Genomic DNA, 20,543 nt, shown 5'->3' with positions numbered 1-20,543 from the left:
ATGACAAGATTGAGAAATACCGTTGTAGATTTAAAAGTGAAGAGACGATTAACTATTTAAACCAAAACATATGAAATTCATTAAACCTTATTTATTTGCCGTCACGACCTTGCTGGCTGTAAGTTGTACTTCGCAGAAAGAAACTGCTTCATTAAAGGATGCTTATAAAAACGATTTCTATATTGGAACTGCTTTAAGCGCTGATCAAATCGAAGTTAAAAATGCGAAAGAAGATTCGTTGATTCGTAAAGAATTCGATGCCATTACAGCTGAGAATATTATGAAATCAATGTACACGCATCCGCAAAAAGATAAATATGATTTTACTTTATCTGATAAATTCGTGGCTTATGGTGAGAAGAATAAAATGTTTATTCACGGTCATACTTTGATATGGCACAGTCAATTAGCACCTTGGATGGAGAAAATCGCTGATAGCACAGAAATGAAGGCTTTTATGCAGGATCATATCAATACGATTGTTTCAAAATACAAAGGAAAAATCAATTCTTGGGATGTTGTAAACGAAGCTTTAAACGAAGATGGAACTTTGAGGCAATCGGTTTTTTTGAAAACACTTGGCGAAAAATATTTAGTTGATGCTTTCAAATTAGCGGCAAAAGCAGATCCAAAGGCTGAATTGTATTATAACGATTATAACATTGAAGAACCAGCAAAAAGAGCAGGAGCAATTACTTTAATCAAAAAAATAAAAGCAGAAGGAGGAAAGGTTGACGGAGTTGGAATTCAAGGACATTGGAGATTAAACAGTCCGTCAATAGAAGAAATTGAAAAAAGCATTTTAGAATATTCAGCGTTAGGAATTAAAGTTGCGTTTACCGAATTGGATATTACAGTTTTACCAAATCCGTGGGATTTAAAAGGAGCAGAGATCAGTCAGAAATTTGAAGGAAGTGCGAAAATGAATCCGTACCCGAATGCTTTGCCAGATTCTATTCAAAACAAGCTTGCAGAACGTTACGCTTCGATTTTTAAATTATTTTTGAAACACAAAGATAAAATCAGCAGAGTTACTTTTTGGGGTGTTCAGGACGGACAATCTTGGTTAAACGACTGGCCAATAAAAGGAAGAACAAATTATCCTTTGCCGTTTGATAAAGATTTGCGACATAAAAAAGCTTACGATAGTATTTTAAATCTTAAAGAAACTAAAGAATAAATACTAAAAAAGCATAAGTTTTGATAAATTTATCAACAATCGGTTGTGGTTTGAAAATAACTTAAATAAAGTGAAGTAAATTTGCATAATATGTTTTTTTGTCTAATTTTACACAACCGATTGTTTAAATGAAAATCTAAACAATCTTATCATTTTGAAGGGATGAGAAATGACCAAAAAACTGACTAACTTTATTTTTTAGAAACCACTTTTGCTTACATAACTAATCAACAAAATGACCACAAACCCACGAATGACTAACATTTCACAAAAACTATCCATCAAAGAAAAAATAGGATACAGCTTAGGAGACTTGGCTGCTAATTTGGTTTTTCAAACTTTGATGACGTATCTGGCGTATTTTTACACCGATATTTACGGCTTATCTCCAACCGATTCTTCCATCATTATGCTGATCGTTGGTCTTGTTGCAGCCTTTATTTTTAATCCGATTATTGGGGTTTTGGCAGACCGAACGAGCACCAAATGGGGAAAATTCAGACCGTGGATTTTAATAACCGCGATTCCGCTTGGAGTAGTGGTTTTATTAGCATTTTCAACTCCTGATTTCTCTTATAAAGGAAAAGTTATTTATGCTGTTGCAACCTATACTTTATTATTGCTTTTTTATGCCGCAAATAACTTACCGTATTCTGCTTTAAGCGGTGTAATCACGGGCGATATGAAAGAACGAAACAGTATGTCATCGTATCGTTTTGTAGCGGTTATGTTTGCTCAGTTTTTCGTTCAGGTTTTCATGCTTGGCATTATCAAAAGTGCTGGAAACGGCGATAAAGCAGTTGGAATTGAGAAAGTAATGACCGCTCTGGCTATTATTGGAACGATTATGCTTTTAATTACTTTTTTGACGACCAAGGAAAGAATCATTCCTAAACCAGAACAAAAGTCAAGTGTTAAGGAAGATTTGAGCGATTTAATTAAAAACAGACCTTGGGTCATTATGCTTACGCTAACGACTTTGGTTTTTGTGACTTTGGCGATGAAAGGCGGTTCGTATGTGTATTATTTTGAGAATTATGTAAACAAAGAACAATTAGCCGTTTTTATTCAGCCAATATTGGATTTTCTAACTACAATTGGATTGAATCATTTTGGTAACGATCCTGTTTCTGCAGGTTTCGGTTTATTTAATGCAGGAGGAATTATCTTTATGATTGTTGGAATTACACTCTCTAAAAATTTAGCTGACAAATACGGAAAACGAAATGTTTTTGGACTGTTTTTATTCATTTCGACTTTATTCATTATCGCTTTCTATTTTTTCCCGCCAGCTTCAATCGGATTGATATTCTTCTCTCAAATCTTACACGGTTTTTTCTACGGAATAACAATACCAATTCTTTGGGCGATGATTGCGGATGTTGCCGATTATTCAGAATGGCTGAACAACCGTCGCGCCACTGCGATTATCTTTTCTGCCATGATGGTCGGATTAAAAGCAGGATTGAGTATTGGAGGAGCTTTAACAACCTTATTTTTAGGTTATTTTCATTACGTTCCAAATGCTCCTCAACAGTCAGAAACAGCTATAAATGGAATCAAATTACTAGTGAGTATTTTCCCTGCAATCCCTTTTTTAATCGGAGCTGGATTGCTGTTTTTCTATAAAATCAATAAAGAAATGGAAGTGCAGATCGAAACAGACCTTAAACAAAGAAGAACTTAATTATTTAAACAAAATAGCACTATGCCTGAAGATAGCATTGAACACATTAATTTCAAGGAAATTGATGAACTGGCGATTTCAAAGCCTTTAGTATCACATATTTATACAGCCGATCCTTCGGCGCATGTATTCAATGGTAAAATTTATATTTATCCGTCGCACGACATCGATGCGGGAATTCCGTTTAACGATAATGGAGATCATTTCGGTATGCAAGATTATCACGTTTTTTCGATGGAAGACATTTCATCAGAAGCTGTAGATAATGGTATTGCGTTACACGTAGATGACGTTGCCTGGGCTGAAAAACAAATGTGGGCGCCAGATGCAGCACATAAAAACGGAAAGTACTATTTGTATTTCCCTGCCAAACGTGCCAACGGAATTTTCCAGATTGGAGTTGCGATTTCAGATTCTCCTGTAGGACCTTTTATTCCAGAAAAAGAGGCGATAAAAGGAAGTTACAGTATTGATCCAGCGGTTTTTGAAGATGAAGATGGCAGACATTATATCTATTTTGGCGGAATTTGGGGCGGACAGCTTCAGAAATATCGAAATAATAAATACGATCAGAATAACGAAGAACCGACAGCAGATGAAAAAGAGTTGGGGCCTATCGTGGCTAGACTTCGAGGGGATATGCTGGAATTTGACGAAGAGCCGAAAGAGATTTTAATTCTGGATGAAAAAGGAGAAGTTATAAAAGCGGGTGATAACGACCGTCGATTTTTTGAAGCTTCTTGGGTTCATAAATACAATGGGAAATATTATTTCTCTTATTCAACTGGAGATACACATTTTATCTGTTATGCAATTGGCGATAATCCGTATGGACCGTTTACCTATCAGGGAAGAATACTGAATCCAGTTGTGGGTTGGACATCACATCATTCGATTTGTGAAGTAGAAGGCGAATGGTATTTGTTCTATCACGATTCAAGTTTGTCAAAGGGCGTAACGCATTTGAGAAGTATGAAAGTAACCAAAATCGATTATTTAGAAGACGGTTCGATTATCACGATTGATCCTTACGGAATAAGAAGATTAATTGATTAAAAAAGAGATGAAAAGAAGAAAAACAGGTTTAAAAATTATTGCAGCAGTCCTTTTGATGAGTGCCACTTCTTCGTGTAAAAAAATTTCACAAACTTCACAATCGGTTGTGTATTCCGATTATGTTGCTTTTGACTGGTTTGATTATCGAGGAAACGACAAAGCCTATCAAAATTTATCAATATCGGATGCTGACTATTTAAATCCTGTTTTGGCTGGTTTTTATCCTGATCCTACGATTTGCAGGGTTGGAGATAAGTTTTACTTGGTCAATTCTTCTTTTTGCTATTTTCCTGGATTGCCCATTTTTGAAAGCACCGATTTAGTGCATTGGAAACAAATCGGAAATATTATCAATCGTGCTGAACAAGCCGATTTCGGAAATTCGCGTTTATCAGGTGGTATGTATGCGCCGACAATTCGTTACCATAAAGGAATATTTTATGTGATTTGCACCAATGTAAGCGGTGTCGGCAATTTTATTATTACGGCTAAAAATCCTGCTGGACCTTGGTCCAATCCGATTGTGCTTCCTGAGGTTAACGGAATCGATCCTGATATCTTTTTTGATGAAGATGGAAAAGTTTATATTACGCATAACGGCCCTCCGCCAAATAATATTTCAGTTCATGATGGCCATCGCGCCATTTATATGTTGGAATACGATTTGGAAACACAAAAAACCACAACAAACCCCAAATTGGTTATTAACGGCGGAACCGATATGTCTAAAAAGCCCGTTTGGATCGAAGGTCCGCATGTGCTTAAAAAGAACGGATTTTACTATTTAATCTGCGCTCAAGGCGGAACAGGTTTCAATCATTCAGAAGTTGTTTTTAGAAGCAAAACCATTTATGGTCCTTACGAAAGTTATGCTCAGAATCCGATTTTGACACAGAAGCATTTAGATCCGAATCGTAAAAATCAAGTTTCTACAACAGGTCATGCTGATTTTGTAGAATTGCCAAACGGAGATTGGTGGTCGGTATTTTTAGGATGCAGACCTTATGGCCCAGATTTATATAATTTAGGAAGAGAAACATTTATGATGCCAGTGGAGTGGAAAAACGACTGGCCGGAAATTGTTGGCGGAAACGAACCGATTCCTGTGATTCATAAACGTCCGAATTTGCCAATTTCGAAAGAAAAGATTGAACCATTGAATGGAAATTTTATTTCAAAAGATGATTTTAATTCGAATGAATTGGATTTTAAATGGAGTTTCATAAGAACACCAAAAGAGAAATGGTACGAATTGGTTAATGGAAAATTGCTAATTAAGCCAAGATCAGAATCGATTCATACCGAAAGCAATTTTTCTTTTATTGGAAGAAGACAGCAGCATTTAAAATTTGAAGCTTCGGTAAAGTTAGAATTCAATCCGAAAGATAATTTGGAAGCAGCTGGTTTAACGGCTTTTCAAAATGAAAAACATTATTTCTTGATTGGAAAACGTTTGAATGCGGATAATAAATTGGAAGTTTTTGTGGAAAGAACAGCTTCTAAAATTAATGAAGGGAAGTCTGAAATTATTTCCAAAAAAGAGCTTTTAGGTGCTGATAAACCGTTATTGGTGAAGATTGAAGGAAACGGAAGATTGTATAGTTTTTATTATAAAACGTCAGATGAAGGAGAATGGAATTTGTTGATTAAAGATGTTGATGGTTCTATTTTGAGTACGAAAGAAGCTGGTGGTTTTGTGGGGACTTATTTGGGGATGTATGCTTCGATTAAGCATTTTTAAAAAAGTCCCAGCGGGACGAAATATTTATAGAAATTATACGGTCAAGCAAGAGAGCCCCAGCGGGGTGAAATATATTTCGTAATGTGTCGCTCCGCTGGAGCTTTTTGTTGCCGTTGTTGGATTTCCTATAAATATTACGCTCCTTTGGAGCTTTTGGTTTAGTTTGTCATTCCGAGGAACGAGGAATCACACGCGGGATTCGACAAATATTGGCGACATTCTGTGTGGAGTTTCTAGTGTGATCCTTCCTTCGTCAGGATGACAAAATTACGCATAATAGACGTTCAGTTTGTCATTTCGAGGAACGAGAAATCTTCGTAAGTAACTCCGCACATAATGTCGCCAATATTTGTAGAGCTACTCGTGGAGATTTCTCGTTCCTCGGAATGACAAAGTTGGTGGAAGTTTGGAAAGGATAATCTTAGCGTTCTTTGTGTAAGTCTTCGCGAACTTTGCGGTTAAATCATATTGTTGAAGCTTTTGCAAAAATAATGCCCCGTCATCCTTATGAAAGCGTTCGCGTGAGGGATAGCAGTGGAAAGCCCACAGACGCGAGGAACGAGCAGGCGAGGACTTGAAACGGATAGCCCGACCCGGAGGGGCACGCCCAAATTATCAAGATTAACACGTTTAAAAAAATAACAATTTTAACCTGAAAAATAATTTTTTGTAAAAGATTTTTACCTACTTTAGCATAACAGAACGGAACAGAACGGTATGCCAAAAGAAGAAGGAAAATTTGAGTTTATAATGAATCACGAAAGTGATATTCCGAAGTACCAGCAGTTGGTTGACGGAATTACAAATGCGATTGCAGAGAATATTTTGCAAAAGGGAGATTTGCTTCCGTCTGTGAATGTGATTTGCAAAACGTATCAGCTTTCGAGAGATACCGTTTTTAAGGCATACTCGATTTTAAAAGATCAGAATGTAATCGATTCTGTGCCGAACAAAGGCTATTATGTTGCAGGCGAAACGAGAAAAGTGCTTTTGGTTTTAGATACTTTTAAGGCTTATAAAGAGGTTTTGTATCATTCGGTTGTGAATAATTTGCCTGATAATGTGATTATTGATGTGCAGTTTCACCATTATAATATTGATGTTTTTAAAACAATCATTAATAATGGAATCGGGAAGTATTACAAATATGTGATAATGAACTTTGATCACAAGGAGATTCCGCCAGCATTATCGGCGATTTCAAAGGATAAATTGCTTTTGATTGACTGGAATATCCGAGCGGATAAAGCGAATAATTATGTTTTTCAGGATTTTGGAAAGGCGTTTTATGATGCTTTAAAAGAAGCGGTTGACTTGTTTAAAAAGTATAAAAAAATAGATTTTGTATATCCGGATTTCACGAATCATCCGTGGGAAACGGTAGAGTTTTTCAAGAAATTCTGTGCTGATTTTGGCTTTCAATACGACATTATCACAGATCCGAAAAAGTTCAATATCGAAAAAGGGATTGCTTATATCAGTGTAAGTGACAGGATTTTGGGATACTTTTTGGAGCAATGCAAAGAAAAGGATTTTGAACCCGGAAAAGATGTTGGTTTGCTTTCGTATAACGAAACGCCAATGAAGAAATTTATATATAAAGGAATTTCAGTTGTTTCGACTGATTTTAACGAAATGGGAACCAAAGCAGCGGCATTTATTACACATGACGAAGAAACGAAGTGTTATGTGCCGACTAAATTAATAATAAGAGAATCATTGTAAGTTATGTATTATATCGGTTATGATATTGGAAGTTCTTCTGTCAAGGCAGCCTTGGTGGAAGCAGAAACAGGCAAAAAAATCATTGTGCTGAATGAGCCTCAAAACGAAATGGAAATCCTTTCGATTCACCCAGATTGGGCAGAACAGGATCCAGAAATGTGGTGGCAATACATTTGTACGGCAACAAAAAGAGCAATTAAAGAAGCTAATATTGATGCTTCTAAAATTCAGGGAATTGGTATTTCGTATCAAATGCATGGATTGGTAATTGTTGATAAAGAGGGAACTGCATTACGAAATTCAATTATCTGGTGTGACAGTCGCGCGGTTGAAATTGGAAACAAGGCTTTCGCCGAAATTGGAGAAGAAAAATGCATGTCGCATTTATTGAATTCGCCGGGAAATTTCACTGCTTCGAAACTGAAATGGGTTAAAGAAAACGAACCAGAAGTTTACAATAAAATCTCTAAATACATGCTTCCGGGAGATTACATCGCTTTGAAATTAACGGGCGAAGTAACGACAACCAAAAACGGTTTGTCTGAAGGAATGCTTTGGGATTATAAAGAAAATAAAGTAGCAGATTGGCTTTTGGATTACTACGGAATCGATCAGTCGTTGACGCCGAAAATTGTAGAGAATTTTACCAATCAAGGTGTTGTGACTGAAAAAGCTTCGCAAGAATCGGGTCTTCCTGCGGGAATTCCGATTGTGTACAGAGCGGGAGATCAGCCGAATAATGCTTTGTCATTAAATGTGCTTCGTTCGGGTGAAGTAGCGGCAACAGGTGGAACGTCAGGCGTTTTCTATGCTGTTACAGAAACCAATTCTGGAAAAAGTACTCGCGTAAACAACTTTGTTCATGTAAATTATACAGAATCAAATCCGAGAGTTGGCAAACTGCTGAATATAAACGGAGCGGGAATTCAATACCGATGGATGCGAAACAATATCGGAAATGAGTCGTATGAAGAAATGAATGAAAAAGCATCTCAGATCAATGTAGGTTCGCAAGGATTGGTTGTAATTCCGTTTGGAAATGGCGCAGAAAGAATGTTCAATAACAAAAATATTGGCTCTCATATTTTAAACCTGAATTTTAATATTCATACCAACGCGCATTTATTCAGAGCATCTTTGGAAGCAATCGCGTTTTCGTTTGTGTACGGAATGGAATATTTGAAAGATGATAATGCAACTATTAATGTCATTAGAGCTGGAAATGATAATTTATTCCGTTCTGAGATTTTCTCTAATACGGTGGCAACATTAATTGGACATGAAATCGAAATTTACAATACAACCGGGGCAGTAGGCGCGGCGAGAGCTGTTGGCTTGACAGATGGTGACTTTGAAAAATTTGGTTCAGGAATTACCACAAACGATCACGTAATGACCTTTTTACCTCTAAAAAATAAAGAGGAATATGAAACGGCTTATAAAAAATGGAAACAAGAATTAGAATTAATATTAACAAACAAATAAAAAAATAAATAAAATGATAGTTTTAGGAGATAAAGAATACTACAAAGGTATTGGCCAAATTAAATTTGAAGGAAAAGAATCTGACAATCCGTTGGCATTTAAATATTACAATCCGGACCAAGTTGTAGCTGGAAAAACAATGCGTGAGCACTTTAAATTTGCAATCGCTTACTGGCATACATTCTGCGGACAAGGTGGTGATCCATTTGGACCTGGAACTCAAAATTTTGCTTGGGATGCTTCATCAGATCCGTATCAAGCGGCCAAAGATAAAGCGGATGCTGCTTTTGAATTTATCAGCAAAATGGGATTCGATTATTTCTGTTTCCACGATTACGATTTGATCAACGAAGGGCCAACTTTCGCAGAATCAGAAAAACGTTTGGCTTTCATTACAGATTATTTAAAACAGAAAAAAGCTGAGTCTGGAATTAAATTGCTTTGGGGAACTTCAAATTGTTTCTCAAACCCAAGATTCATGAACGGAGCAGCGACAAATCCTGATTTTAATGTTGTGGCAAGAGCTGGAGGACAAGTAAAATTAGCTTTGGATGCAACTATCGCTTTAGGTGGAGAAAACTACGTATTCTGGGGAGGTAGAGAAGGTTATATGTCTTTATTGAACACAGATATGGGAAGAGAATTAGACCACATGGCACAATTCTTAGCAATGTCTAGAGACTACGCAAGAGCACAAGGTTTCAAAGGAACTTTCTTCATCGAGCCAAAACCAATGGAGCCGTCTAAACACCAATACGATTTTGACTCTGCAACTGCAATTGGATTCTTAAAAAATTATGGTTTAGATAAAGATTTCAAAATCAACATCGAGGTAAACCACGCTACATTGGCACAACACACTTTTCAACACGAATTAGAAGTGGCTGCAAAAGCGGGAATGTTAGGAAGTATCGATGCAAACAGAGGAGATTACCAAAACGGATGGGATACAGACCAATTCCCAAATAACATTCAGGAAACAACTGAAGCAATGTTGGTTTTCTTAAAAGCTGGCGGATTGCAAGGTGGTGGAGTTAACTTTGATGCTAAAATCAGAAGAAACTCTACAGACTTAGAAGATGTTTTCTTAGCACACATTGGTGGAGCAGATACTTTTGCAAGAGCGTTATTGACAGCTGATAAAATCATTTCTTCTTCTCCATACGAGAAATTAAGAAAAGAAAGATACAGTTCATTCGATTCTGGAAAAGGTAAAGATTTTGCTGATGGAAAATTAGGCTTAAAAGATCTTTACACTATCGCTCACGAAAATGGAGAATTAAATCTTCAAAGCGGTAAACAAGAATTGTTTGAAAACATCATCAACCAATATATTTAATTGGTAAGATTTTAAAATTAATTACACCTAACAGATTTTCACAATCTGTTAGGTTTCTACAAAATATTTAGTGAGACAAAATATCTAAAAAGATTCAAGTTTTTAAATGTGATAGCTACAAAACGTTTGAATGTTTTTAAAACTACTTTTTAGATGAAAAACGAAAAATGTGTATTAAGATAATGGCTTTTTTTGATTTTAAATTTGAATAAAATAGTTTGAAGGTTTAGTTGCTGTTTTTGATAATCTAAAAGAATAAATAAAGTCAGTTTGATAAAGATTAATAGTGAGTTAGATTTTTATTGAAGGTTTTTTGAAGAGCAGAATCAATCGAAATGCACATTTTTTCTCGCTAGAATTTTAAGACGCACTACAGTGTGTCTCTACCTACACAAAGAAATACCACGTAATCTTGTCATTTCGACGAAGGAGAAATCTTCGTAAGAAACTCGACAAAGATTGACGATCTACATTGCGGAGCTACTTGTGGAGATTTCTCCTTCGTCGAAATGACAAACTTTACGGTTATACTCTTCGAATAAACACATTATATTTAACCAAAAAACCACAAAAAACATGAAATTTTTTATTGATACTGCTAATCTTCAGGATATTGAAGAAGCACAGGCTTTAGGCGTTTTAGACGGTGTAACCACCAATCCGTCTTTAATGGCAAAAGAAGGCATTACCGGAAAACAAAATATCTTAAACCATTATCTAGCGATTTGCAATATCGTTGATGGCGATGTTTCTGCTGAGGTAATCTCAACGGATTATGAAGGAATGATAAGAGAAGGAGAAGAATTAGCAGCTTTGCATCCGCAGATTGTGGTGAAATTACCGATGATCGGCGATGGAGTAAAAGCCTGCAAATATTTTTCTTCAAAAGGAATTCGTACCAATGTAACTTTAGTATTTTCGGCTGGTCAAGCATTGTTAGCTGCTAAAGCAGGAGCGACGTATGTTTCTCCGTTTTTAGGACGTTTAGATGATGTTTCGACAGATGGAATGCATTTGATTTCAGAAATCAGAGAAATCTACGATAACTACAATTATCAAACGCAGATATTATCAGCTTCTGTGAGGCATACTATGCATATTATCAATTGTGCCAAAATCGGTTCAGATGTAATGACTGGGCCGCTTTCTGCAATTAAAGGATTGCTGAAACATCCTTTAACAGATATCGGTTTAAAACAATTTGTTGAAGATGCTAAGAAAATGAATTTATAGTCTTCTTTATTTCTCATTTTTATAATTATAAAACTCCCTTCCAGCTATTTGGAAGGGAGTTTTTTTATGAAATAAAAGCAACCGATTGTTTCTTTGTATGGTTTGTAAGAAATATATTGTTTAGAGTTTAATGGATTGGTTCTTAGTTAATAAGTGTCTTGAAGTCTTGTTTTATAAGGGATGGAATGTGATTTGTCTGTTGTCTTAATTTCTTTTTGTAACGATAACGTTTTAGTAAATTTCGATAAAATATAAAATTTTAACTTTTTATATTTTTTTTAAGATTTTATGCAATTCTATTTGTTTTCTCTAACGTTTTCGTTGTATTGAATTGTGTTTTTAATGATTGTTTAAGTTTTTATGAATATAAATATATAAAATGTTTTTTTTGAATGATGTTTTTTATAAATCGATAAAAAAAATTAACGCAACCGATTGTGTGTTGTTGTTTTTTGCATATATTTGTTTTGACTATAAGTTATGGATTTGTTAAAATTTAATAATCCGTAACTCAATAAACAAGAAACTAACTAAACCATACTATTAACTAATTAAACCAATTATTTATGACTAACTTTTTAATTACTAAAAGCAGATCAAAATACTTTAAGAATTTGGGGTTCTTGATCCTGATGCTAGTATGTTCTGCTGCGGTAAATGCGCAAATTACTGTTTCAGGTACTGTATCTGATAGTAATGGACCCATACCAGGTGTGAATATTATTGTAAAAGGAACTAAAACGAGTACAGTATCTAATTTCGACGGAACTTATACACTTCAATCTGTACCAGCACAGAGTATTTTGGTATTTAGCTTTATAGGGTATAAACCGCTTGAAGTTTTAGTGAATAATAAAACTAAAGTTGATGCTTTATTAGAAGAAAATTTAAATGACTTAAAAGAGGTTGTTGTTATTGGATACGGAACAGCAAAAAGAGCAGATTTAACAGGAGCAGTTTCAACTGTAACTAGCGCTGCAATTACGCAATCTGTTGCAACGACTATCGATCAGGTTTTACAAGGTCGTGCAGCGGGTGTTCAGATTCAACAAAACAGTGGTACACCCGGAGGAAGTTCTTCGGTGCGTATTCGTGGTATCAGTTCAATTACAGGTTCAAATGAGCCAATTTATGTAATAGATGGAGTTATTATAGATGGTAACTCAGGTTCTTTAAATATCAATCCACTTGCTGGAATCAATCCTGCTGATATTGCTTCCATAGATATTTTAAAAGATGCTTCTGCAACCGCTATTTATGGTTCTAGAGCAGCAAATGGAGTAATTATGGTTACTACTAAAACGGGTAGAAAAGGAGATTTGACTTTAAAATTCGATAGTTATATTGGATGGCAGCAAATGCCAAAACAACTTCAGGTTCTTAATTTAAGAGAATACGGAACATTAAAAAATACTCGTGCAGATTTAGGAATTGTACAGCGTGATAATACTTTTATCAGACCTGATTTATTGGGTGAAGGAACAAATTGGCAAGATGAGTTGTTTCAAGTTGGTTTAATTCAAAGCTACAATTTATCTGCTTCTGGGGGATCTGATAATACTACTTATGCATTAGGAATGTCTTATTTTGATCAGGAAGGAACTGTAATTGGATCATCTTTTGATCGTTTGAATCTTCGTGGAGTTATTGATTCTCAGGTAAAAAAATGGTTTAAAGTTGGAGTAAATATGAACGTTTTCAAAACCAATCAGGTTACAACAGTGAATGACGATTCTGTAATCTTAACCGCTTTAAAACAAACTCCAAACGTTGCAGCTCGAAATGCCGATGGAACTTTTGATGGTCCAGATACAACAGAATTCGTTCAGACCAATCCACTAGGAATTGCTATATTAAAAGATAATTATGGTAAGGATTATGGATTTAGAGGAAATGCTTACGCTGAAATTAGTTTTACAAAAGATCTAAAACTTAAAACACAATATTCTATCGATTACGGATTTGGAAACAGATATACTTTTAATCCATCGTATACTTTTGGAGCATTATCAAATGAAGTAAGAGAAGGGTCTAGAACAAAATCTACAAGCGAAAACTGGATTTGGAACAATGTTTTGACGTATAACAAAGTATTCGGAAAACATAATGTTACTGCGATGTTAGCGCAAGAGCTTCAAGAAAGAAACTGGGAAAATCTTTACGGCTATCGTTCCGGATATTTAACAAATGGAGCTACCGATTTAAACGCAGGAGATCCAACAACGGCTAGAAATTCAAATGCAAGTATTACAAGTGCTCTTAGTTCTTATTTTGCAAGGGGAACTTATTCTTTTGATGATAGATACTTTTTAACTGGAACTATCAGAAGAGACGGATCTTCTCAATTTGCTGAAGGTAATAAATGGGATTGGTTTCCATCTGCGGCCTTAGCATGGAAAATTTCAAATGAAAGTTTCTTAAAAAATAATCCAACTGTTAATAATTTGAAATTACGTGCTGGATGGGGAATTGTAGGTAACTCATCTGTACCAAACAATGCGTATACTTCTGTTTATGGTACTTCTGCAACAAACTGGGGAAGCGGTCAAATTGCAACTAATACAGCTAATCCCGATTTGAAATGGGAAAGAACAAGTTCAACTAATATTGGTTTAGATCTTGGTTTCTTCAATAATAGACTTGAAATTACGGCTGATGCTTATTACAAAAAAACAGACGATTTATTGTTAAGATTATCACTTCCAGCTTATGTAGGGACAACAGGACAAGGTTCTACAGCACCACCTTATGCCAATATCGGATCTTTAGAAAATAAAGGGTTAGAGTTTGTGATCAATACAATAAACATGGAGAGACCTGATTTTTTATGGAAATCAAGTTTAAACTTCACTTTCAACAGAGTTAAAGTATTAAAACTAAATACAGAATCTGGAGTTTACGATCAAACCTTACAACAAGGTTCAGATGTTACAGTAGTTACACGTTCTGCGGTTGGTCAGCCAATAGGACAATTTTATGGATACAAAGTAATCGGACGATTTGAAAAAGCTACAGATTTCTATTATAAAGATGCCAGTGGAACTGTAAAACCAACAGCTTTGCCAGAAGGAATGGTAATTGGAGAAAATGGAGTTTGGATTGGAGATTATATGTTTGAAGATGTAAATAAAGATGGCGTTATCAACGAGAAAGATGCTGGTTACATCGGAAATCCAAATCCTGATTTTACTTTTGGATTCAACAACAGTTTTTCATTCAAAGGATTTGATGTAAGTATTCTATTTACAGGTTCTTATGGAAATGACGTTTTGAACTATCAACGAAGATGGTTGGAAAATCCTAGAGAAAACACCAATTTATTGAAATCAGCTTTAGGTTATGCACAATTAGAACTTATTGATCCGAATGGACCAAATGACTATAGAAATGTGCAAATTGTGGGTGGAGATCCTTATATGCCAAGAATTGGAGCTTCATCAGCTTCGTCAGCTTCAAATTATCGTTTGAGTAACCGATTTGTAGAAGATGGTTCTTATGTAAGGCTTAAAAACATTTCAATTGGGTATAATCTTCCTAAAAGCTTGTATTCTAAATACGGAATCTCAAATATAAAAGTATACTCTAATATGCAGAATGTATTAACCTTTACAAAATATAAAGGATATGATCCAGAAGTAGGTTCAATTAACCAAAATCTGCTTTTAAGTGGTATCGATAACGGACGTTATCCTTCGCCAATGGTTACAACAATTGGATTAAATGTTAATTTCTAAAAACTGCACAATGAAAACAAAGAAAATATTTTACACGGCTTTAATTATTGCATTGCCATTTGTTTGGACGAGTTGCAGCGACATTTTAGACGTTGAACCAAATGATGTAATTACAAAAGAAAACTTTTATAAATCGGAGTCTGATTTTCAGGCCGCAACAGGACCATTGTACAATAAAGTATGGTTTGATTTTAATGATAAATTTTACTATGGTTTAGGAGACGGACGCGCTGCAAATATGTATGCTCCATTTTCAGATTATGTGTATCCATTTACAGATTTAACAGAAACAGGATTGACAGGACCGTTAGTGTCAGCTTGGGGATCTTTGTATAATGTGGTACAGCAATCCAATAATGTGATTATTGGGATTTCAGGAAGTACATTAAACGATGCAATTAAAAACAGATACATTGCCGAAGCTCGTTTTATGAGAGGAACAGCCTACTGGTATTTGGCTTCTTTATGGGGAGATGTTATCATTTCAACAGATCCGAGAGAATTGGTAAAGAATCCAATCGTAAATAAAAATCCGATGAAGGATGTTTATGAATTTTCTATGCGTGATTTAGAATTTGCGGCTAAATATCTTCCTGAAACTGCTGGACAGGCTGGACGTTTAACAAGATATAGTGCATTCGGAATGTTGTCTCGTGTTTACTTGTCATTTTCTGGAGTTAGTGATAACCCGAACAGCGGAACTCGTAATCAGGAATACCTTGACTTAGCAAAAAAAGCAGCAGAAAAAGTAATGAGTTCTGGACCATACGCTTTAATGACAAATTATGAAGATTTATTCATGATTGACAATAACAACAATACAGAATCTATGTTTGCTCTTCAATGGGTTCCAAACGGTGATTTTGGAGTAAACAATACACAGCAGGCTTATTTTGCATTAGGATCCGATATTACTGGAGATGATGCTGCATGGGGATACTGGACAAGAGCTTCTTATAATGTTTTGCAAGAATATGAGTCAAAAGATCTCCGTCGAAGAGCTACTTTTATGGGAAACAAAGATCATTATGCGGAAATCAATAAAGCTAATGGCGGATATACTGTTGATCATGGAAATGATTTCCTTACCGTTAAAAAAGGAGTTGTAGGTTCAACGAAAGACAATTCTAAAATTACACGTATGAATTCTGCTTTGAATACATATATGTTACGTTTGGCAGAAGTTTATCTAAATTATGCCGAAGCTGCTTTAGGAAATAATGCTTCAACAGCAGATGCAACGGCTATCATGGCTGTAAATAGATTAAGAACACGTGCAGGTTTAGATCCAAAAACTACTCTGACTTATGCAGATCTTACTCACGAAAGAAGGATAGAATTATGTATGGAAGGGCAATACTGGTATGATTTAGTTCGAAGAGCATACTACAAACAGCAAGAAGTAATTAATTATGTAACAGGGCAAAACAGAGGAGTTATCACGCCAATTTTGTATGACACGGCGACAAATACAGTTACTGTAGATGCTTCAAAAAGTACAAGTCCACGAGCTATTGGTGTAATAGATGCTACAATTTTCACGCTTCCTTATCCAGAGTCTGAATTAGTTCAGAATCCGTTATTAAGAGAAAATCCTGTACCATATGAGTTTAAAGAAGAGAAAATAAAAGACTTATTCTAGTTTCAGAAATAAAAAAACTTAAAGACATAAATATGAAATATATTTTAAATAAAAAGTATTGGGCACCTATCGCACTTCTTAGTATGATGGTTTTGGGTATGCTGTTTACTTCTTGTGACAATAATGATTCAGAAGGAGGAGCAATTACAATTACAAGGGTGTTTTTAGAAGATGTAAATGCAACTGTTCAGGATCGTGAAGTTAGTTTTGCCCGTTTGGGACAGACATTACGTATTGAAGGTACAGGATTTACAGGCTTGAAAAAAGTGTACATTAATGGATATTCAACTTACTTTAATGTGGTTTTTGTATCTAATAATTCGATGTTGGTAAGTGTTTCTGCAGATACACCAGTGGCAGATGCAGATCCATCAGTACGAAATACCATTCGTTTTGTAAACGATTCTCATGAAGTAACATTTCCATTTCAAATTCGTGCTGGAAAACCTGCTATTACACAAATTTCAAATACATTACCAAATGCAGGAGAAACGATTACAGTTTATGGAACGGGGCTGACAGAAGTTAGTAAAGTAGTTTTTCCTGGAAATGTAGAGGTTACATCTGGAATTACTTCAGATGAAGATGGGGAATTATTTACAGTTGTAGTTCCAGCCGGAATTTCAGATTTAGGCGGATCAATCTATGCAGAAACATCTAATGGAGGAGTTTATTCTCCAAGCTATTTTAATTTCAAAAAAGGAATTATTTTAGATTTTGACGGAATGGGACAACACAGTTTTTGGGGAACACCACCAGCGACAGGAATGATTTTGGGAACTGATATAGAATCAGCTTCTATAGGAACTGGAAATATTTCTCATGGCAAATATGTACCGCATCGTCCGTCTCGTCTCACTTCAATCGCAGCAGCTACGGGAAGAGCTACAGAAGTTTGGACAGGAGGAACAGGTGTTGATAACTGGAGAGCACAATTAACTCCTTATATTCCGGCAACTACACCACTTGACAAAGTAGCATTTCAATTTGATATCTATGTTCCAGATGCTTGGAAAGATTCTGGATATTTAAAAATATGTACCATCAATAATTTCAATGCTGGAACATGGTCTGGTGGAGTTTACAATTACATTCCTTGGCTTGTTGATGGAAAATCAGTGGCATTTCAAACTACTGGATGGATGACGGTAACAATTCCATTTAACAAATTTTATCAATGGTCTAAAGAAGCTGCTACGTTTGAAGCTGTTTTAACTTATCGTGAAACGGCAACTTATCAAAACTTTGGAATTTGGTTCGAAAATGCAGATGTAAAAATGAAAGATGTACTTGGAAATACAAGTGAAGTAGAATTTCCTTCAAAAGCTACTTCTGTAAAAGTATACACAGACAACTGGAGAATTGTACCATTAGATACGCCGGTTTATAATGATTTTAACTAACTCAACCACCACAAAATGAAATCAAAATATATCATACCAATAATTGCCTCATCACTATTGATTCTATCATCCTGCGATGATAATTTGATGGAGTGGAAAAAAGACCCAGAACACGGAGCTGTAACAGGAGCAGAACTTCCTTTAGCTTTAGTAGAAAAAATTAGCCGTTACGAACCATTAAAAAACTATTCTGATTTTCCTTTAGGAAACGGAATTGGAATCAGTTTGTACATGAGCGATCCTGCATATCGAAAAATCGTAAACGAAAATTTTGATGAAGTAGTTCCTGGGTACGAAATGAAACACGCTGCAATGGTAAACTCCAAAGGAGAAATTAATTTTACCAATGTAGATGCTTTCATTGCAGCAACAAAAAGTGCTGGATTAACAGTTTTTGGACATACTTTAATTTGGCATTCGAATCAAAATGCAAGTTATCTAAACGGTATTATTGCCCCAACAGTAATTCCAGGTTCAAGCGGAACAAATGTTTTAGATTTAGCACCAATTAAAGCTGGAACATTTACAGGCTGGACTAAATATAATTCAGGTAAAGGAATTGCAACAGTTGCAAATCTAGGTCTGGCTCCAAATACAGCAGCTATTCAATTAGCATCGAGCGCAAGTTCTTCTTTGGCCTATAATTTACAATTAACAACTCCTACAATACCTATCGTAACAGGGCATAATTATGAAATTTCTTTTTATATCAAATCAGATGTAGCAGGAAAAGGACGTATTTCTTTTGATGCAGATGCATCATTAAAACAAAAATATCCTTTTAAAGATTGGATGAATACTGGTTCAGAAACCGAAGCTTTTGCTACAACTTCATCATGGAAACAAGTTAAAATTAAACTGGCTCCAAGCGATTTTCAAACAACTGCAACAGGATTTAAATTTAATATCGATTTAGGATATTTGCCAAACGTAACGTATTTAATTGATGCTAATACATTGGCAGTTGTAGATCTTGACGCTACTACAGCGCCTGTTAATTTAATTTCAAACGGCGATTTTGAAGGAGGAAATCTTAATGGCTGGAGTGGCTGGGGAAATAGTTCGACAAGATCTATTTCTGCAAATGGAGAAGGTTACAATGGAGGATATGCTATGAAACTTACTAATCCAACCGCGGCGAACAATTATAGTGCACAACAGGTTTATACTTTGAGTGCTCCTTTGACCGTAGGACAAAATTATACTTTTACCTGTATGATTAAGGCTGAAGCACCTGGAACTACGGTACAGATTCAGACTCAAAATACTGCAGGGAACGCAGCAGATTATTATGGAGGAAATAGTGTAGGTACATCTTGGACTCCAATTTCGTTGACAATCAAACCAACAAAACAAGATCTTACAAAAGTTATTTTTGATTTTGGACAATTTGCTACAACTTATTTGATTGATAAAGTAGTATTGTCTGTAGAAGGTTCTGGAGGTGGCCCAACAGCACCAATCACAATTGAAAAAACGGATGCCGAGAAAACTAAAATTATTGGGGATGCCATGACCGATTGGATTTCTAAAATGATGACACACTACAAAACAGGTGTTTTTGCATGGGATGTAGTAAATGAGCCAATGAAAGAAGACGGAACTTTAAGAAACGGAACCGAAGGAGATACCGCAACAGATTATTTCTCATGGGTAAAATATCTTGGAAAAGATTATGCTGTAAAAGCATTCAAATTAGCACGTCAATATGGAAATGCAACCGATAAACTTTTCATCAACGATTATAATCTAGAATCAAGATTAGATAAGTGCGACGGAATTATCGAATATGTGAAATATATTGAAAGTCAAGGCGCTCAAGTTGATGGAATTGGAACACAAATGCATATTGGTTTAACTACTGATAAAGATAAAATTGTTCAGATGTTCCAAAAACTAGCAGCTTCAGGAAAACTAATTAAAATTTCTGAGTTAGATGTAAGGTTAGGAACGGCAACGCCAACAGTTGCACAACAAGCTTCACAAGCAGAAATGTATCAATACGTAATCGATATGTACAAAAAATACATTCCTGTTCCGCAGCAATATGGTATCACAATTTGGGGCGTTTCTGATAACGCCAAAGAACATGAATATTGGCTTCCAAATGAATCCCCTAACCTTTGGGATGCCAATTATGTTCGCAAACATGCTTACAAAGGCGCCGCAGATGGGCTTGCAGGAAAAGATGTAAGTTTAGGATTCTCGGGTGAGTTAGTAAAACCATAAATAGTTTAAAAAACTGTTGAGTTTCAGAAAAGCTTTGTCAAGGTTTTAACTTTGGCAAAGCTGCTTTGTTTAGTTGTAACCCTTTGAAT

The 20,543-nt window shown here is 35.5% G+C and carries 12 protein-coding genes; all 12 read left to right on the top strand.

Annotation, left to right across the window (positions count from 1 at the left end):
* The first annotated feature begins 70 nt into the window (after nucleotides 1-70).
* The 12 genes from NQQ59_RS07935 (at nucleotide 71) to NQQ59_RS07880 (ending at nucleotide 20,454) form a co-directional block, all read left to right on the top strand.
* Nucleotides 71-1,180, top strand: coding sequence for an endo-1,4-beta-xylanase (locus NQQ59_RS07935; protein WP_144215115.1), 1,110 nt, complete (start codon nucleotides 71-73; stop codon nucleotides 1,178-1,180).
* Nucleotides 1,181-1,433: 253 nt separating this feature from the next.
* The gene (locus NQQ59_RS07930; RefSeq protein WP_257698168.1) at nucleotides 1,434-2,867 is read left to right on the top strand and encodes an MFS transporter; all 1,434 of its coding nucleotides are present in this window, start codon (nucleotides 1,434-1,436) and stop codon (nucleotides 2,865-2,867) included.
* 21 nt (nucleotides 2,868-2,888) lie between these two features.
* Nucleotides 2,889-3,923, top strand: a complete 1,035-nt coding sequence (locus tag NQQ59_RS07925) for a glycoside hydrolase family 43 protein (protein ID WP_144215113.1) — start codon at nucleotides 2,889-2,891, stop codon at nucleotides 3,921-3,923.
* Between the two features lie 7 nt (nucleotides 3,924-3,930).
* On the top strand, nucleotides 3,931-5,664 hold the full coding sequence (locus NQQ59_RS07920; protein WP_144215112.1) for a glycoside hydrolase family 43 protein: 1,734 nt from the start codon (nucleotides 3,931-3,933) through the stop codon (nucleotides 5,662-5,664).
* 717 nt (nucleotides 5,665-6,381) lie between these two features.
* Nucleotides 6,382-7,389: a GntR family transcriptional regulator gene (locus tag NQQ59_RS07915; RefSeq protein WP_144215111.1), complete on the top strand. Its 1,008-nt coding sequence runs from the start codon at nucleotides 6,382-6,384 to the stop codon at nucleotides 7,387-7,389.
* 3 nt (nucleotides 7,390-7,392) lie between these two features.
* Complete coding sequence (locus NQQ59_RS07910; RefSeq protein ID WP_144215110.1) at nucleotides 7,393-8,874, top strand: xylulokinase; 1,482 nt, start codon at nucleotides 7,393-7,395, stop codon at nucleotides 8,872-8,874.
* Nucleotides 8,875-8,887: 13 nt separating this feature from the next.
* Nucleotides 8,888-10,213: a xylose isomerase gene (gene xylA / locus NQQ59_RS07905; protein WP_144215109.1), complete on the top strand. Its 1,326-nt coding sequence runs from the start codon at nucleotides 8,888-8,890 to the stop codon at nucleotides 10,211-10,213.
* 576 nt (nucleotides 10,214-10,789) lie between these two features.
* Nucleotides 10,790-11,446: a fructose-6-phosphate aldolase gene (gene fsa, locus NQQ59_RS07900; protein WP_144215108.1), complete on the top strand. Its 657-nt coding sequence runs from the start codon at nucleotides 10,790-10,792 to the stop codon at nucleotides 11,444-11,446.
* 566 nt (nucleotides 11,447-12,012) lie between these two features.
* Nucleotides 12,013-15,180, top strand: a complete 3,168-nt coding sequence (locus NQQ59_RS07895) for a SusC/RagA family TonB-linked outer membrane protein (protein WP_257698167.1) — start codon at nucleotides 12,013-12,015, stop codon at nucleotides 15,178-15,180.
* A 10-nt stretch (nucleotides 15,181-15,190) separates the two neighbouring features.
* Entirely contained in the window at nucleotides 15,191-16,822 is a 1,632-nt protein-coding gene (locus NQQ59_RS07890; RefSeq protein ID WP_144215106.1) for a RagB/SusD family nutrient uptake outer membrane protein, read from the top strand.
* Nucleotides 16,823-16,854: 32 nt separating this feature from the next.
* On the top strand, nucleotides 16,855-18,225 hold the full coding sequence (locus NQQ59_RS07885; protein WP_144215105.1) for a glycan-binding surface protein: 1,371 nt from the start codon (nucleotides 16,855-16,857) through the stop codon (nucleotides 18,223-18,225).
* A 15-nt stretch (nucleotides 18,226-18,240) separates the two neighbouring features.
* Complete coding sequence (locus NQQ59_RS07880; protein WP_144215104.1) at nucleotides 18,241-20,454, top strand: endo-1,4-beta-xylanase; 2,214 nt, start codon at nucleotides 18,241-18,243, stop codon at nucleotides 20,452-20,454.
* Nucleotides 20,455-20,543: the final 89 nt, after the last annotated feature.

Source organism: Flavobacterium panacis (assembly GCF_024649945.1).
Lineage (GTDB): Bacteria > Bacteroidota > Bacteroidia > Flavobacteriales > Flavobacteriaceae > Flavobacterium > Flavobacterium panacis.
This window is presented reverse-complemented; position numbering and strand designations above follow the sequence as displayed.

What these genes read in the sequence shown, in the direction of transcription:
- NQQ59_RS07885 (WP_144215105.1), top strand. Translation starts at nt 16,855, where the DNA reads ATGAAATATATTTTAAATAAAAAGTATTGGGCACCTATCGCACTTCTT.
- NQQ59_RS07890 (WP_144215106.1), top strand. Translation starts at nt 15,191, where the DNA reads ATGAAAACAAAGAAAATATTTTACACGGCTTTAATTATTGCATTGCCA.
- NQQ59_RS07915 (WP_144215111.1), top strand. Translation starts at nt 6,382, where the DNA reads ATGCCAAAAGAAGAAGGAAAATTTGAGTTTATAATGAATCACGAAAGT.
- NQQ59_RS07935 (WP_144215115.1), top strand. Translation starts at nt 71, where the DNA reads ATGAAATTCATTAAACCTTATTTATTTGCCGTCACGACCTTGCTGGCT.
- NQQ59_RS07920 (WP_144215112.1), top strand. Translation starts at nt 3,931, where the DNA reads ATGAAAAGAAGAAAAACAGGTTTAAAAATTATTGCAGCAGTCCTTTTG.
- xylA (WP_144215109.1), top strand. Translation starts at nt 8,888, where the DNA reads ATGATAGTTTTAGGAGATAAAGAATACTACAAAGGTATTGGCCAAATT.
- NQQ59_RS07880 (WP_144215104.1), top strand. Translation starts at nt 18,241, where the DNA reads ATGAAATCAAAATATATCATACCAATAATTGCCTCATCACTATTGATT.
- NQQ59_RS07895 (WP_257698167.1), top strand. Translation starts at nt 12,013, where the DNA reads ATGACTAACTTTTTAATTACTAAAAGCAGATCAAAATACTTTAAGAAT.
- NQQ59_RS07910 (WP_144215110.1), top strand. Translation starts at nt 7,393, where the DNA reads ATGTATTATATCGGTTATGATATTGGAAGTTCTTCTGTCAAGGCAGCC.
- NQQ59_RS07925 (WP_144215113.1), top strand. Translation starts at nt 2,889, where the DNA reads ATGCCTGAAGATAGCATTGAACACATTAATTTCAAGGAAATTGATGAA.
- fsa (WP_144215108.1), top strand. Translation starts at nt 10,790, where the DNA reads ATGAAATTTTTTATTGATACTGCTAATCTTCAGGATATTGAAGAAGCA.
- NQQ59_RS07930 (WP_257698168.1), top strand. Translation starts at nt 1,434, where the DNA reads ATGACTAACATTTCACAAAAACTATCCATCAAAGAAAAAATAGGATAC.